This window comes from Tatumella sp. UCD-D_suzukii, assembly GCF_000611875.2.
GTDB lineage: Bacteria > Pseudomonadota > Gammaproteobacteria > Enterobacterales > Enterobacteriaceae > Tatumella > Tatumella ptyseos.
Genome location: NZ_JFJX01000053.1, coordinates 1 through 13512, shown reverse-complemented (window position 1 = coordinate 13512; position 13512 = coordinate 1). Strand labels below are relative to the sequence as shown.

At 51.0% G+C, this 13512-nt stretch carries 14 protein-coding genes and 3 tRNA genes; 9 read left to right on the top strand and 8 right to left on the bottom strand.

What is annotated here, in order from left to right:
- Positions 1–3: 3 nt before the first annotated feature.
- The 4 genes from CG67_RS10020 to rlmI form a co-directional block, all read right to left on the bottom strand.
- Positions 4–483, bottom strand: a complete 480-nt coding sequence (locus CG67_RS10020) for a methylglyoxal synthase (protein ID WP_025902812.1) — start codon at positions 481–483, stop codon at positions 4–6.
- 68 nt (positions 484–551) lie between these two features.
- A complete protein-coding gene (locus CG67_RS10015) occupies positions 552–1133 on the bottom strand; it encodes a DUF2057 family protein (protein WP_025902811.1) in 582 nt (193 codons plus the stop codon).
- 440 nt (positions 1134–1573) lie between these two features.
- Positions 1574–1888 carry a heat shock protein HspQ gene (gene hspQ, locus CG67_RS10010; RefSeq protein ID WP_025902810.1) on the bottom strand — a complete coding sequence of 105 codons (315 nt, stop codon included), beginning with the start codon at positions 1886–1888 and terminating at the stop codon, positions 1574–1576.
- A 63-nt stretch (positions 1889–1951) separates the two neighbouring features.
- A complete protein-coding gene (rlmI, locus tag CG67_RS10005) occupies positions 1952–3142 on the bottom strand; it encodes a 23S rRNA (cytosine(1962)-C(5))-methyltransferase RlmI (protein ID WP_025902809.1) in 1191 nt (396 codons plus the stop codon).
- A gap of 84 nt (positions 3143–3226) precedes the next feature.
- Here rlmI and CG67_RS10000 point away from each other — a divergent pair, with 84 nt between their 5' ends.
- The gene (locus CG67_RS10000; protein WP_025902808.1) at positions 3227–3502 is read left to right on the top strand and encodes an acylphosphatase; all 276 of its coding nucleotides are present in this window, start codon (positions 3227–3229) and stop codon (positions 3500–3502) included.
- 6 nt (positions 3503–3508) lie between these two features.
- Here the strand turns inward: CG67_RS10000 and CG67_RS09995 are convergent, their stop codons facing one another.
- Complete coding sequence (locus CG67_RS09995; RefSeq protein ID WP_025902807.1) at positions 3509–3835, bottom strand: TusE/DsrC/DsvC family sulfur relay protein; 327 nt, start codon at positions 3833–3835, stop codon at positions 3509–3511.
- A gap of 151 nt (positions 3836–3986) precedes the next feature.
- The gene (gene yccA, locus CG67_RS09990; protein ID WP_025902806.1) at positions 3987–4643 is read right to left on the bottom strand and encodes an FtsH protease modulator YccA; all 657 of its coding nucleotides are present in this window, start codon (positions 4641–4643) and stop codon (positions 3987–3989) included.
- 228 nt (positions 4644–4871) lie between these two features.
- Here yccA and CG67_RS09985 point away from each other — a divergent pair.
- From CG67_RS09985 to CG67_RS09970, 4 genes are all read left to right on the top strand, one after another.
- Positions 4872–4959, top strand: a tRNA-Ser gene (locus CG67_RS09985).
- 62 nt (positions 4960–5021) lie between these two features.
- Positions 5022–5109: transfer RNA gene (locus CG67_RS09980), tRNA-Ser, on the top strand.
- 252 nt (positions 5110–5361) lie between these two features.
- Positions 5362–6864: a bifunctional glucose-1-phosphatase/inositol phosphatase gene (agp, locus tag CG67_RS09975; protein WP_025902805.1), complete on the top strand. Its 1503-nt coding sequence runs from the start codon at positions 5362–5364 to the stop codon at positions 6862–6864.
- A 199-nt stretch (positions 6865–7063) separates the two neighbouring features.
- Positions 7064–7972: a DMT family transporter gene (locus CG67_RS09970; RefSeq protein ID WP_025902804.1), complete on the top strand. Its 909-nt coding sequence runs from the start codon at positions 7064–7066 to the stop codon at positions 7970–7972.
- 53 nt (positions 7973–8025) lie between these two features.
- On the opposite strand, the gene cycA is transcribed toward CG67_RS09970, so the two are convergent.
- Positions 8026–9417, bottom strand: a complete 1392-nt coding sequence (gene cycA, locus CG67_RS09965; RefSeq protein ID WP_025902803.1) for a D-serine/D-alanine/glycine transporter — start codon at positions 9415–9417, stop codon at positions 8026–8028.
- A gap of 303 nt (positions 9418–9720) precedes the next feature.
- Entirely contained in the window at positions 9721–9945 is a 225-nt protein-coding gene (locus tag CG67_RS09960) for a DUF2594 family protein (protein WP_025902802.1), read from the bottom strand.
- A 551-nt stretch (positions 9946–10496) separates the two neighbouring features.
- On the opposite strand from CG67_RS09960, the gene uvrC reads away from it, so the two are divergent.
- The 4 genes from uvrC to CG67_RS17485 all read left to right on the top strand — a co-directional run.
- Positions 10497–12329, top strand: a complete 1833-nt coding sequence (gene uvrC / locus CG67_RS09955) for an excinuclease ABC subunit UvrC (protein ID WP_025902801.1) — start codon at positions 10497–10499, stop codon at positions 12327–12329.
- A gap of 69 nt (positions 12330–12398) precedes the next feature.
- Positions 12399–12947 (top strand): CDP-diacylglycerol--glycerol-3-phosphate 3-phosphatidyltransferase, encoded by a 549-nt coding sequence (gene pgsA, locus CG67_RS09950; protein WP_025902800.1) that lies wholly within the window; start codon positions 12399–12401, stop codon positions 12945–12947.
- A 135-nt stretch (positions 12948–13082) separates the two neighbouring features.
- Positions 13083–13158: transfer RNA gene (locus CG67_RS09945), tRNA-Gly, on the top strand.
- Positions 13159–13367: 209 nt separating this feature from the next.
- Positions 13368–13512: transposase (locus tag CG67_RS17485; protein ID WP_200910039.1), on the top strand; the 145-nt coding region annotated here is incomplete at its 3' end.

Sequence of the window (13512 nt, the reverse complement as noted above, 5' to 3'; positions counted from 1 at the left end):
CCCTCACGGCTCTTTTGACAGCGGTTCCTGAAGCCGTTCGGCCATATAGCGCGGATAATCAGGGATCGCGATTTCCACGTTCTGTGTATAAAGTGGCGAATGAATAATAAAATCGGCGGTGGAACGGTTAGTAGCGACCGGGATATTCCATACCGTGGCCAGCCGTAACAGTGCTTTAACATCCGGGTCATGGGGGACGGCGTTCAACGGATCCCAGAAGAAAATCAGCATATCCACTTTTCCTTCCGCGATCATTGCTCCGACCTGCTGATCGCCGCCTAACGGGCCGCTTAACAGCGGATTAACCTGCAGACCGCAGTGAGCATTAATCAGGTTACCGGTTGTCCCTGTGGCATAAAGGCTGTGCAGGGCAAGTGACTGTTGATTCGCTTTGACCCACTCCAGCAACGATAATTTGCAGTTATCATGAGCCACCAGAGCGATATGTTTTTTCTGCCCCAATGTCCTGACCGTCTGTTCCATCCCCGCCCCTTATTATTCAAAACTCATATTCTGTGTCATGTCAGTGTAGCGCGGTGGCTTACCGGGGTTCAACTGGTTCGGAATTCACGTAACCAAAGCAGAATAGCCTGTAAGGAGCCACGGGATGGCTGAGCGGCCTCAACCGGTACAGTGCTGTCAGACACTTTTTCTGCCCGCGCATCGTTAGTCTCTGACGGAAGACTGAACTTTTTCACTGAGGCTTTGCGGTTCTGCAGATTATAACTGCTCACTGCGCGGACATAATCATCGTCCGGTATTTCTGACAAATGATCCTGGAGGGCAGCGATATTCTCGTCGTTTTCATCCACTAACCGTAATGGCAGGTTTTCTGAGGTATCGCATTCAGAAAGTGATGAAGCAGGAGGGAATACCATACTGACGCTATGACTTTCTGCCGTAAAGGTCAGAATAAACATCGGGGAACGGGGAGCGGATACCCGCGTAAAAAGTATCTGATGTTGTCCTTGTTCAAGTTCAATGCTTTCCGCGCCTTTCAGCAGGCTGCCTGGCAATTTATTACCATCGAGCACCAGCAAATTGATTTCCGGATTTATCCTGAAGCTGACAGCCATGGTGGCAGAGGTGTACATACCCAGCAGCAGGCAGAAAACTGCAGCTACAAACTTCATTTTGGCTCCGGAGTGGCTAAGTAAAGGGTCAGAAAAGCATCAGAATCTCATTATGGCATTAAAATTTACATTTTGTCATATTTATTGTGGCCCGAATGGGTACAGAACGCAGATTTTTTCTGCCAGCGCGTCACTATTCTGCAGGAGGGCCGTGTTTGTCATCGGCGTTAAAGGATGGAAATGCAGAATGCCTTGCTTCGGGCCATGCTTTATAAAAGAGACAATGAGGCTACGTCATATTGCGGTGGCAGGGGCAAGTGAACCCCGAAATGTCTGCTGGCAGTTGATGAGGGGGCTGACATAACAAGGTTACGAAATGCCCCCTGTCGGGACCAAAGTGGCCGGGAATATTATTGACGGCAGGGAGTGATGGAATGATGCCCGAAAATTAACGTTTCGCGTCCCGGGCTTTCAGAAGCGTTATAAGGGTGTGGCTGTAATCAATGATACCGGTGAGGAACACGTAACTGCTGACGTACATTCTCCGCCAGCTCATCCAGGACCGGTTGATCAGGGTGCTCTTCATACGTCTCGCCTGTCAGATGAAGCTCGGCGATATAAGTGTGGACGGTTTCGCCGGATTCATCTTCCATCACCACGTGATACCAGGGCGTTTCTCCGGGAATATCATCGCCGGGGGCTTCGGCTTCCGGCTGACTGAGAGAAAATTCAGCGTCAACGTCCACCACGACACCCAGAGTGCCGGATAACCTGTGACGGACCTGCTGCCCGATGCCAAATTTGCTACTGATCATAAAACACCTCCCGCTGATTTTTTTCATCCCTACAGAGATGGGGACGGGAGGCATTTTTTCAAGCTATTCGACGTAGCAAACAAATCCTTTCAGATATAACCCTTCCGGATAGGTGGAAATGACCGGGTGGTCGGCTGCCTGGCGCAACTGGTCAACTAACTGAACTGTTTTGCCTGCATCCAGAGCAGCATCGGCGATAATTTTCTGGAACAGTTCCACCGTCATCAGCCCGGAGCAGGAAAATGTCAGCAGGATCCCGCCCGGATTGAGCAATTGCATCGCCAGCATATTAATGTCTTTATATCCACGGCAGGCACCGGTCAGCTGGTTTTTATTTTCGACGAACTTTGGTGGATCCATGACGATCACATCAAATTTCTCGCCGGTATCCCGGTAAGTCCGCAGTAACTTGAACACATCGTCACGAATATACTGAGCTTTATCCCCGGGAAGGTTGTTCAGCTCAACGTTCTGACGGGCGACGTCCAGTGCGGCTTCAGAGGTATCGACACTGATCACCTCTTTACAGCCCCCGAGCAGGGCAGAAACCGCAAACCCTCCGGTATAGGAGAAACAGTTTAAGACCCGTGCATCTTTTGAATAACGACGCAGGGCAAACCGGCTGTCACGCTGATCAAGATAATAGCCGGTTTTATGGCCTTCTTTAATATTGACCAGTAGCTTCATACCATGTTCGGTGATCGGTAACAGTTCAGGCGGTTGCTGTCCGGAAATAAAACCCTGAGTCAGAGGCAGCCCCTCTTTTTTGCGTACGGAAACGTCTGACCGGTCGTAGACCGAACATTCCGGGTAGCACTGCTGTAACGCAGTGATCAGAGCAGGGCGCTGATATTCGGCACCGGCGGACAGAAGCTGTACCACCAGATAACCGGCAAATTTATCAATAGTGATACCCGGTAAGCCATCAGACTCCCCGGCAATCAGGCGATAGCTATCCAGGTCATCGGCACGGGCCAGCCATTCACGCCACTGACCGGCTTTTTTGATACGCCGGACGAAGAATTCAATATCGATATTCTCGTCAGCCTGCCAGGTCCAGACACGTGCCCTGATTTGGGATTGCGGGGAATAGGCAGCACGGGCCAGCCATTGGCCTTTATGGTCACAGACATCAACGGTTTCACCGGAGATAGCATTGCCTTCAATGCGGCTGATAGCCCCGGAAAAAACCCAGGGGTGGCGGCGTAACAGAGATTTTTCACGTCCTCTGGAAAGAATCAAACGTGCAGTCATAATAATTGGATACCAGAAAATAAAGGGGGACATTGTCGGCCCGGTATCGGAAAAAAGCAAACAGCAGAGTAAAAGGAGACATTCATGGAGAAAATAGCGCAGAAAATCAGAGTGACGGGGCGGGTACAGGGCGTATTTTTTCGTGACAGCACCCGACAGCAGGCAGAAACTCAGCGGCTTACCGGCTATACTGCAAACCTCAATGACGGTTCTGTCGAAATTTTACTTCAGGGAGAACCGGAGGCCGTTGAAAAAGTCTTGTTCTGGATAAAAGCGGGCGGGCCGCCAGCGGCCCGCGTGGACAGCGTCACCTGTGTCTCCTGTGCGTTACAGGAGACCGGGGGATTTACGGTGCGCTAAACCGGCTTACAGGCATTTTGCAGGTTTGGGGAGGCCGGCAATTTTTGTTGCCTGTTTTGCCGGCCCGTCGGGGAACAGTCTGAACAGATAACGGCTGTTCCCTTTCTCTTCCCCGTATTTTTTTGCCATCGCTTTCACCAGCATGCGGATAGCCGGAGAAGTGTTAAATTCCAGGTAAAACTCCCGCACGAAGTTGACGACTTCCCAGTGGGCGTCTGTCAGCGTGATGTCTTCCAGAGCGGCGATGTGCGGCGCCAGTTCGGCAGACCAGTCTGCCGGATGTTTAAGGTAGCCTTCGCCGTCAGTCTCAATGTTTTTTCCTGCAAAATTCACTTTTATTTCTCTCCGTGATGTGGCGCGCAGTATAAAAAAGCAGTGTAACAAATGCTGCGCAATGAATGCAGTGTAATGAATACCGGGGAAGGGCTTGCCAGGGACAAAAAAATACCCGCCCGCAGGCAGGTATTATGCCGGTGAGGAAACATCAGTTACTGCGCGAGAAGCCCAGTAAGCTCAGCAGGCTGACAAAGATATTATACAGAGACACATACAGGCTAACGGTGGCGCGGATATAATTGGTTTCGCCGCCCTGAATAATATTACTGGTCTCCCACAAGATGGCACCCGCAGAGAACAGGATAAACAATGCACTCAGGGCCATCTGTAAGGCCGGAAGATGCAGGAAGATGTTTGCGATCATCCCGACCAGCAGCACGACAAACCCTGCCATCATCATACCGCCCAGGAAGGACATATCTTTACGGGTCGTCAGGACGAAGGCTGAACAACAAAAGAATACCAGTGCCGTACCGCCTAACGCGAAAGCGATAACCTCACCCATTCCGGCTGAAAGAAAGCTGTTGAGGAGCGGGCCCAGGCAGTAGCCTAAAAATCCGGTAAAGGCGAAGGCCGCCAGGATCCCTGCCGGGCGATCAGCCAGACGATAGGTTAAAAACATGAGTCCGTAAAAACCGGCCAGCATCAGGATCATCCCTGGTGCGGGTAAACTGAGCAGGGTACTGGCGGTGGCCGTTATGGCAGAGAACGCCAGCGTCAGCCCCAGAAGAAAATAGGTATTCCGCAGGACTTTATGGGTACTGAGCAAGCTACTGTGTCGGCCAGGGGCAAGAATTCTGTCCATACAGACTCCTTAATTATATTGATGGATCATTTATTGAATAAAAGGAGGATACCGTCCGCCGGGGGGCGTATGAAGTTGTTTTACCCATCTTTACCCGGTAAATTGCTGAATAGCTGCACAATCTGTTGATTTAGCCAGCACTCAGAACCTAATCGGCTGTTTTTCAGGCAAATGATACAAAGGGGGCTTTACAACACAGAAGGGGATGTTTATAGTGCGCCTCATTGCGGAGGGGTGGCCGAGCGGCTGAAGGCAGCGGTCTTGAAAACCGCCGATGGGAAACCATCCGAGAGTTCGAATCTCTCCTCCTCCGCCATCTATTCACGCAGTGAATAACTTGCTTTACAGAATAAGAGTAATTTTATTCTGGCCCTTAACGGAGGGGTGGCCGAGCGGCTGAAGGCAGCGGTCTTGAAAACCGCCGATGGGAAACCATCCGAGAGTTCGAATCTCTCCTCCTCCGCCAAATTCTGAAAAAGACCAGCCTGATGGCTGGTTTTTTTTTATCTGTAGTAAACTCTCCCGGTCACAGCGTTTAACCTCATGCAGGCATTCAGCCGATTCCCCCTTACGTCGTCCGGGAAGTTTGATATAGTGACAGAAAGTCTTTGATCCGGTTCACTCCCCCGTCAGTGTTGCTGAGCGGGTGCAAATTGATAGCCGGATGAAGCCAGAAACATTTTTTCCTCATACCCTCAGAATTCATGGAATAGGTACAATGATTAAGAAATTGAGCTTGTGTACACTCGCTGTCCTGGCAGCACTGCCTGTGAGTCTGAACGCGTTGGCCGCTGACGATGGTATGCAGCTGGAGCAGGTACTAATCCTCAGCCGTCATAATCTCCGGGCACCGCTGGCAAATGGCGGCAGTATCCTTGAACAATCTTCTGATAAAAAATGGCCCCAGTGGCAGGTACCGGGCGGAGAGCTCACCACTCGTGGTGGGGTTCTGGAAGTCTATATGGGAAAATATACCCATGACTGGCTGCAGCAGCAGGGGGTTCTCAGTAAAAACCAATGCCCTGATCCGAATTCTGTCTTTATATACGCTAACAGTCTGCAACGTACCGTCGCCACGGCTCAGTACTTTGTCACCGGCGCATTCCCGGGGTGTGATATTGCTGTAACTCATCAGGATGATATGGGAACCATGGATCCTGTCTTCAACCCGATCATTAACAGTGACAGTGAAGACTTCAGGAAAACTGCAGCCGAACAAATGGCGCAGGAAGAAAAACAGCAGTCACTGCAGGCCGCTTACAAGCAACTGGCAGATGTGGTGGGCTATGCCAACTCGCCTCAGTGTAAAGGCAAAGATAAATGCAGTCTCACGGGGACGGATAATAAATTCAGCCTGGTCAAAGGCAAAGAACCGTCGGTGGAAGGGCCGCTGAAGACCGGTAATGCGTTGGTGGACGCTTTCACCCTGCAGTATTACCAGGGGTTCCCTGCAGACCAGGTTGCGTGGGGGAAAATCACCACACCGGACCAATGGAAAGCATTATCAGCGATTAAAAATGCCTACCAGGATGTGTTATTTACCACACCGGCAGTGGCACACGACGTGGCAGCGCCGCTGGTCGACTACATTCGCAGTCAGTTAATTGATCAGGATAAATCGGCCGCGCCAGCCTTTACCTTTATGGTGGGGCACGATTCGAATATCGCCTCGTTACTGGCGGCACTGAAAGTGAAGCCATATCAGCTCCCCGGACAGTATGAGCAAACACCCATTGGTGGTCAGGTGGTTTTTGAACGCTGGCATGACAATAAAACGAATAAAGATCTGCTGAAGATGGAATATGTCTATCAGAGCACAGAGCAGCTTCGTCAGGCGGATATTCTGAGCCTTGCGCATCCGCCAGAGCGGGTCACCCTGCAGTTAACCGGTTGTCCGATCGACAGTAACGGCTATTGTTCCTGGAGTGATTTTACCAATGTATTGAACGATGCATTACTGGGTACCGTAATGCAGCCGCATATGGCCCCGACAGAACCTGTTGCCGCGGCAAATACCCCTCCGGCAGCCGCAGCCCCTGCAACGTCAGGATCAGCCGTCGCAGGTAACGCCGCGTCATCGGGTCCAAAAGACGTAGCCCCGGCAGCCCCGGATGCGGCAGCGTCATCTTCAAAGGGGAAATCTGCGGAAGATAACGGGCATTCCCCGTCAGGAGATAAGAACGGTGACGGGGCAGGCGCAGGTCATTCGGCCAGCCGGTAATCTGTTATCAGCATCGTGCGATTTTGCTGTGCGGGATCGCCCATGAGTATGTAAACAGCTTTGCAGTGATGCAGAGCTGTTTTTTTTCTGAGACCCCGGCGCTTTTCTGCAGAGCTTTTCCCCGGGCGCGGTATAAGCAGTTCTCCCGGCAATAACGCGGCCGGTCTCTATCCTTTATTTGCTACTGGTTATTCCAATTATGTCATCTGTTGCAAACAATACTTCTGACCCGTTGTTCTCAAAGCCTGTACTGATATTAATTTTTATTACTATGTTGTGGGGAGGGACATTTCTTATTGTCCACCATGCGGTTCAGGTGTCCGGTGCATTCTTTTTTGTTGGCTTACGCTTTGGTACCGCAGCGCTGATCCTTTCACTGTTTTCCCTGAAAACACTGCGTGGGGCCAGCCTCAGAGACTGGATAGCCGGGGGCAGTATCGGGCTGGCGATAGCGATAGGCTATGGGTTACAGACCCTGGGGATGAAAACGATTAGCAGCAGCCAGTCCGCTTTTATCACAGCGATGTATGTGCCTTTGGTGCCGTTACTGCAATGGTTATTCTTCCGCCGCCCGCCGGGTATTATGTCCTGGTGCGGCATTGTGCTGGCGTTTATCGGACTATTACTGCTGTCCGGCGTTTCAGCCCATTCCACGGCAGGGTTTTCGACCGGCGAAATAGTGACGCTGATCAGTACGCTGGCGATTGCGGCTGAGATTTTACTGATAGGCTATTTTGCAGGGAATACCGAAACCCGGCGTCTGACACTGATCCAGCTTTTGATGGCCTCACTTTTTTCGTTTCTGTTTATGCTGCCTGCCGGAGAGGGTGTTCCGGAGATGAATATGACGGTGCTCGCGAGTGCCTGTGGTCTGGGGCTTGCCAGTGCGGTGATCCAGCTGACGATGAACTGGGCACAGCGGAGTGTATCACCGACAAAAGCCACCATTATCTATGCGGGAGAGCCTGTATGGGCGGGTATTGTTGGCAGAATTGCCGGAGAAAGGCTCCCTTTATCGGCACTTGCCGGGGGCTGCCTGATTGTCTGTGCGGTTTTGATCAGTGAACTGCGCTGGAAAAAGAAAAAACAGACGGAGGCGGACGCCTGACAAGCCCGGGTACGACACCGGAAAGCGGAGATGTCGTACCCGATGTTATGGCGTTAAGATGATTTACGCTGCCGGAATTTCCAGCCGATAGCCAGCAGGATAAACCAGATCGGGGTCACCATCAGAGCCTGTCGTGTATCCGGTTGCAGACTCAGCAGAACCAGCACAAAGGCGAAAAACAGCAGTCCCACCCAGCTCATCAGTTTTCCGGCCGGCATTTTGAAGACAGAGGCGGCATGCAGTTCCGGATGTTTTTTACGATAGACCAGATAACTGCACAGAATAATTGACCAGACGAACATAAACAGTATGGCTGATACTGTCGTGACCAGCGTAAATACTGTCATCACATTCGGGATCAGGTAAATCAGCGCTATGCCCGCCAGCAGACAAAAGCAGGAAAACAGTAAGCCATTCACCGGGACTGCACGTGCAGAAAGCCGCGAAAATCGCTTATGCGCTACCCCCTGACCTGCCAGACCGTACAGCATACGGCTGGTAGAAAAGATGCCGCTATTGGCTGAAGACGCCGCTGAGGTCAGAACCACAAAATTAATAATGCCGGCGGCAGCAGGTAAACCAATCAGTACAAACATCTCGACAAACGGACTACGCGAAGGGACGACCTCGTTCCACGGGGTGACGGCCATGATCACCAGTAAAGAACAGACATAAAACATGATGATGCGCAGGGGGATCGCGTTAATCGCCCTGGGTAATACCTTCTGCGGATTGCGTGTTTCTGCGGCCGTCGTGCCCACCAGTTCGATACCCACAAAGGCAAAGACGGCAATCTGGAAGCCGGCAAAGAAACCACTCAGACCTTTCGGGAACAGACCCCCATGGGTCCATATATTACTCAGGGCGGCTTCCGGTCGTCCCGGGGCATGATAATGCACGGCAACCAGTACGATCCCAATCATAATTAAGGCAATAATGGCGACTATCTTGATGATAGCGAACCAGAACTCCATTTCACCGAACAGCTTAACGGTCGCGATATTCAGGATCAGGAAGGTAGCGATGCACAACAATGCGCTCATCCAGACGGAGAAATCCGGCAACCAGAACTGAAGATAAGAAGTGATGGCGACGATATCTGCGATGCCGGTAACTACCCAGCAGAACCAGTAGGTCCAGCCGGTAAAGTATCCCGCCCAGGGCCCCAGTAATTCGGCAGCAAAGTCACTGAACGATTTATAGTTCAGATTAGAGAGTAAGATTTCACCCATTGCCCGCATGACGAAAAAAAGGACAAAGCCTATCAGCATATAGACAAAGACGATGGACGGACCGGCCAGACTGATTGTCTTTCCGGATCCCATAAATAATCCGGTACCGATAGCACCGCCGATAGCGATTAACTGTATATGACGATTATGAAGGTTTCGTCGCAGCTTGTGTGAACCTTCACTGGTCACATCATTGTCAGAATGTTGTGTCATGCATCTGTTCCTGTGATTGCAGTAGCTTTATTGTTGTTATCTGAAAGTTGTTTCCTGACAGCCTGATGAACGGGCTACCCGTGTCAGGATCTGTTAATAGTTCAGGCCTCTTTTATCATACTCTGCGTTGCCGGAGAAACCGCTTGCCGGAAATGCCTGCCAACCGCACTTTTTTCAGCGGAATTACCGGAAAACCCTGTTGTGGTTGGCAATATTATTGCGGACAAAAGCAAAGGGAAGTATGGCCGGGGAACTTCGGGGATAGCATCGTTCTGCCTCAGGCTGAGGCAGAACAACTCAACGTTATTGCAGATACCCTGATTTAATCTGGCGCAGTGTTTCAGCCAGTAATGCGGTATCCTCATTGTCACCGGCCGTCGCCAGATAACGTTCCATTTTTAAGATAGCTTTGCCTGAATCTACCTGGCTCATGGACTGCAGGATCATGGTCACCATCATTTTCAGACAAGTGACTTCACGGGATAACGCTTCAGGGCTTTTTTCAGTAGAAAATTCTGCGTAGTTCATTGTTTCCGACTCCGTTAAACGGCATTTTATCGCCATAATGCGCAGATTATATCAGAATCATAATACAGGGTTCATTATTTTCAGACCTCTGACCGGATAATTAGTATCAGAACAGCCATCAGCAAAGGAGCAGAGGGTGAAGTCGCTGAAAACAGAGGACATCGCGGTTTGTGCCCTGTTCCGCCAGGAAACCGGCTTTCTGCACAGAATCGCTTATACTTAACTGCCCGGCCACTCGTATGATTTTTGCAGCCCGACCCACCGGTGCCGTCATCTTCCGGCAGGGGCCGGAGGACAGGACTTCCGGAACGTTGAGTCTTTCTCTCTGCCGTAAAGAAGTCACAGAGTCCTGCAGCCTCCATAGGTTTCTTTTTTTGTTATCCCCGGCCAGGATACTTGAAATAACGGCAGTGAATCACAATTCAATATCAGAGATGTCGTGGAAGATCACAGACTTCCTGTGGTATTTGCAGTTTGCCACTTGCCGGGAGAGTATCCTTCCGCAAGGCACTTTTTCTGTCTACTCAACCCGGTAACGCGCAGTGAATGAAGTGAATAATACGTTCGACCCAGCGGATTTTCTCCGCACCGTGACCCATCAGCCCGGCGTCTACAGAATGTATGGCACCGCCGATGAGGTGATCTATGTCGGTAAAGCGAAAGACCTGAAAAAACGTCTGACCAGCTATTTCCGCAAACAGGTCAGCAGCCGTAAAACCGAAGCGCTGGTAGCGAACATTGTACACATCGATGTCACAGTGACCCACAGTGAGACAGAAGCACTGCTGCTTGAACACAACTACATCAAACTTTATCAGCCGCGCTATAACGTGTTATTGCGTGATGATAAGTCCTACCCGTTTATCTTTCTCAGCGGTGATAAGCATCCGCGGCTGGCTTACCACCGGGGGGCTAAACACGCGAAAGGGGAGTATTTCGGGCCTTTTCCGAACGGAGGAGCGGTACGGGAAACTCTGGCGTTATTACAGAAGGTCTTTCCTATCCGGCAATGTGAAAACAATGTTTACCGGAACCGTTCGCGTCCCTGCCTGCAATACCAGATAGGGCGCTGTCTCGGCCCCTGTGTCAGCGGGCTGGTTTCAGAAGAGGATTACCGGCAACAGACAGATTATGTGCGGCTGTTTCTTTCCGGAAAAGATGACCAGGTACTGCGTCAGTTGGTCGCCCGTATGGAGCAGGCGAGTGCCGACCTTAATTTTGAAGAGGCAGCACTTCTCAGGGATCAAATTCAGGCGGTCAGACGGATCACCGAGAAACAGTTTGTCTCGAATCAGGGTGATGACCTTGATGCCATCAGTATTGCCTATGATTCCGGGATGGCCTGTGTGCATGTGTTGTTTATCCGCCAGGGGAAAGTGCTGGGAAGCCGCAGCTATTTTCCTAAAGTGCCTGCAAATACTGAACTGGCCGAGGTTATCCAGACCTTTGTCGGGCAGTTTTATCTGCAGGGCAGTGAATTACGTACCTTACCCGGCGATATCCTGCTGGATTTTGAACTGCCTGAAACCGGTTTGCTGAGTGAATCTCTGTCCGGGCTGGCAGGGCGCAAGATTGCGTTGCAAAGTAAGCCCCGCGGGGACAGGGCGCGTTACCTGAAGCTCGCCCGGACCAATGCGGCAACGGCCCTGACCTCCCGGTTGGCACAGCAATCTACCGTGCATCAGCGAATGAAAGCACTGGCGGGGTTTCTGCATCTGCCGGAGATCCGGCGAATGGAATGCTTCGATATCAGCCATACCATGGGCGAACAGACGGTGGCTTCCTGCGTCGTGTTTGATGCCAATGGTCCGGTGAGGGCGGAATACCGTCGTTATAATATCAATGGGATCACGCCCGGCGATGACTATGCAGCGATGCATCAGGTTCTCGAACGGCGCTATGGAAAAGCACTGGAAGAAAAGAATATCCCGGATGTCATTATTATCGACGGAGGTAAAGGGCAACTGGGGCAGGCTAAAGAGGTATTTGCCTCGTTGCAGGTTGACTGGAATAAAGCACATCCTTTATTACTGGGGATCGCCAAGGGCAGTGACCGCAAGGCCGGGCTGGAAACGCTGTTTCTGGAGCCTGAAGGTGAAGGGATGTCCTTACCCCCTGACTCACCGGCATTGCATGTTATTCAGCATATCCGTGATGAATCTCATAATCATGCAATAACCGGTCACCGGCAGAAACGGGCGAAGGTAAAATCGGCGAGCAGCCTGGAAGGGATTGAAGGTGTCGGCCCTAAACGGCGTCAGCAGTTACTAAAATATATGGGAGGATTACAGCCACTGAAAAATGCCACGGCCGATGAAATTGCCAAAGTTCCTGGCATATCGCGGGCGCTGGCAGAAAAAATATTCCATTCTCTCAAACAGTAGCATTGAAACGGGGGGGGCAATGTAGGAACATAGTGTCAAACATCACCCTTTCCAGGCTGTTAATGCCCTATGCAATTTAATATACCGATATACCTCACGTTATTCAGGGTTGTGCTGATCCCTTTTTTCGTGCTGGCATTTTATCTGCCCTTTCAGTGGGCACCGGCGTGTTGCGCATTACTTTTTGTGATTGCGGCCATTACCGACTGGTTTGATGGCTTCCTGGCGCGTCGCTGGAAACAAACCACGGCGTTCGGTGCCTTCCTCGACCCGGTAGCAGATAAGGTGATGGTGGCTATCGCATTAGTGCTGGTGGCTGAACATTTTCATTCCTGGTGGATCACGCTGCCGGCGGCAACCATGATTGCCCGTGAAATTATTATTTCTGCATTGCGTGAATGGATGGCCGAAATCGGTAAGCGCAGTAGTGTCGCGGTTTCCTGGATAGGTAAAGTTAAAACAACGGCACAGATGATGGCGCTGGTGGCATTGTTATGGCGGCCTAATCATCTGGTGGAAGTGGCTGGTTTCCTGGCACTGTATATTGCAGCGGTACTGACTTTCTGGTCGATGTTCCAGTATCTGAGTGCTGCGCGTAAAGATTTGTTCGATCAGTAAGCAAAGCGGCGTAAATATCAGCAATCGCACCGTCCCCCGGCATAAACAGGTTGACGGATACGTGCGGGACAGTAAAATGCTGCACATCAAGACATTACCTGTGGTTCAGTGCTTACAGAAAGCAGGAAATGCATTGCGGGAATAGCTCAGTTGGTAGAGCACGACCTTGCCAAGGTCGGGGTCGCGAGTTCGAGTCTCGTTTCCCGCTCCAGTTTCAGGCCGGTAACTCTCAGGTTATCTGCCTATCAGAAAAGGACCTCCGGGTCCTTTTTTTGTTGTATCCAGAAAACCCCCAGCTAGGCTGGGGGTTCCGTAAAGCTTTCAGCTTTGGGCCGTATATAAAAACCCCTTTTGATTTGTTAAAACACCTTGCGGTCTGGCAACTGCAAAGGTTCAACAGGAAATCAAAAGGGGGTCCCAATGAGGGACGAAAAGAGCTTAGCGCATACCCGATGGAACTGTAAATATCACATAGTTTTCGCACCTAAGTACCGAAGGCAGGTCTTTTATGGAGAGCGGCGAAGGGCAATAGGGAGCATTTTAAGAAAGCTGTGTGAATGGAAAA

Bases quoted from the DNA above. Each gene is read 5' to 3' on its own strand.
- CG67_RS09960 (WP_025902802.1), bottom strand. From the start codon at position 9,945: ATGAACTACGCAGAATTTTCTACTGAAAAAAGCCCTGAAGCGTTATCC.
- hspQ (WP_025902810.1), bottom strand. From the start codon at position 1,888: ATGATCAGTAGCAAATTTGGCATCGGGCAGCAGGTCCGTCACAGGTTA.
- CG67_RS09970 (WP_025902804.1), top strand. From the start codon at position 7,064: ATGTCATCTGTTGCAAACAATACTTCTGACCCGTTGTTCTCAAAGCCT.
- agp (WP_025902805.1), top strand. From the start codon at position 5,362: ATGATTAAGAAATTGAGCTTGTGTACACTCGCTGTCCTGGCAGCACTG.
- cycA (WP_025902803.1), bottom strand. From the start codon at position 9,417: ATGACACAACATTCTGACAATGATGTGACCAGTGAAGGTTCACACAAG.
- CG67_RS10020 (WP_025902812.1), bottom strand. From the start codon at position 483: ATGGAACAGACGGTCAGGACATTGGGGCAGAAAAAACATATCGCTCTG.
- yccA (WP_025902806.1), bottom strand. From the start codon at position 4,643: ATGGACAGAATTCTTGCCCCTGGCCGACACAGTAGCTTGCTCAGTACC.
- rlmI (WP_025902809.1), bottom strand. From the start codon at position 3,142: ATGACTGCACGTTTGATTCTTTCCAGAGGACGTGAAAAATCTCTGTTA.
- CG67_RS10015 (WP_025902811.1), bottom strand. From the start codon at position 1,133: ATGAAGTTTGTAGCTGCAGTTTTCTGCCTGCTGCTGGGTATGTACACC.
- pgsA (WP_025902800.1), top strand. From the start codon at position 12,399: ATGCAATTTAATATACCGATATACCTCACGTTATTCAGGGTTGTGCTG.
- CG67_RS10000 (WP_025902808.1), top strand. From the start codon at position 3,227: ATGGAGAAAATAGCGCAGAAAATCAGAGTGACGGGGCGGGTACAGGGC.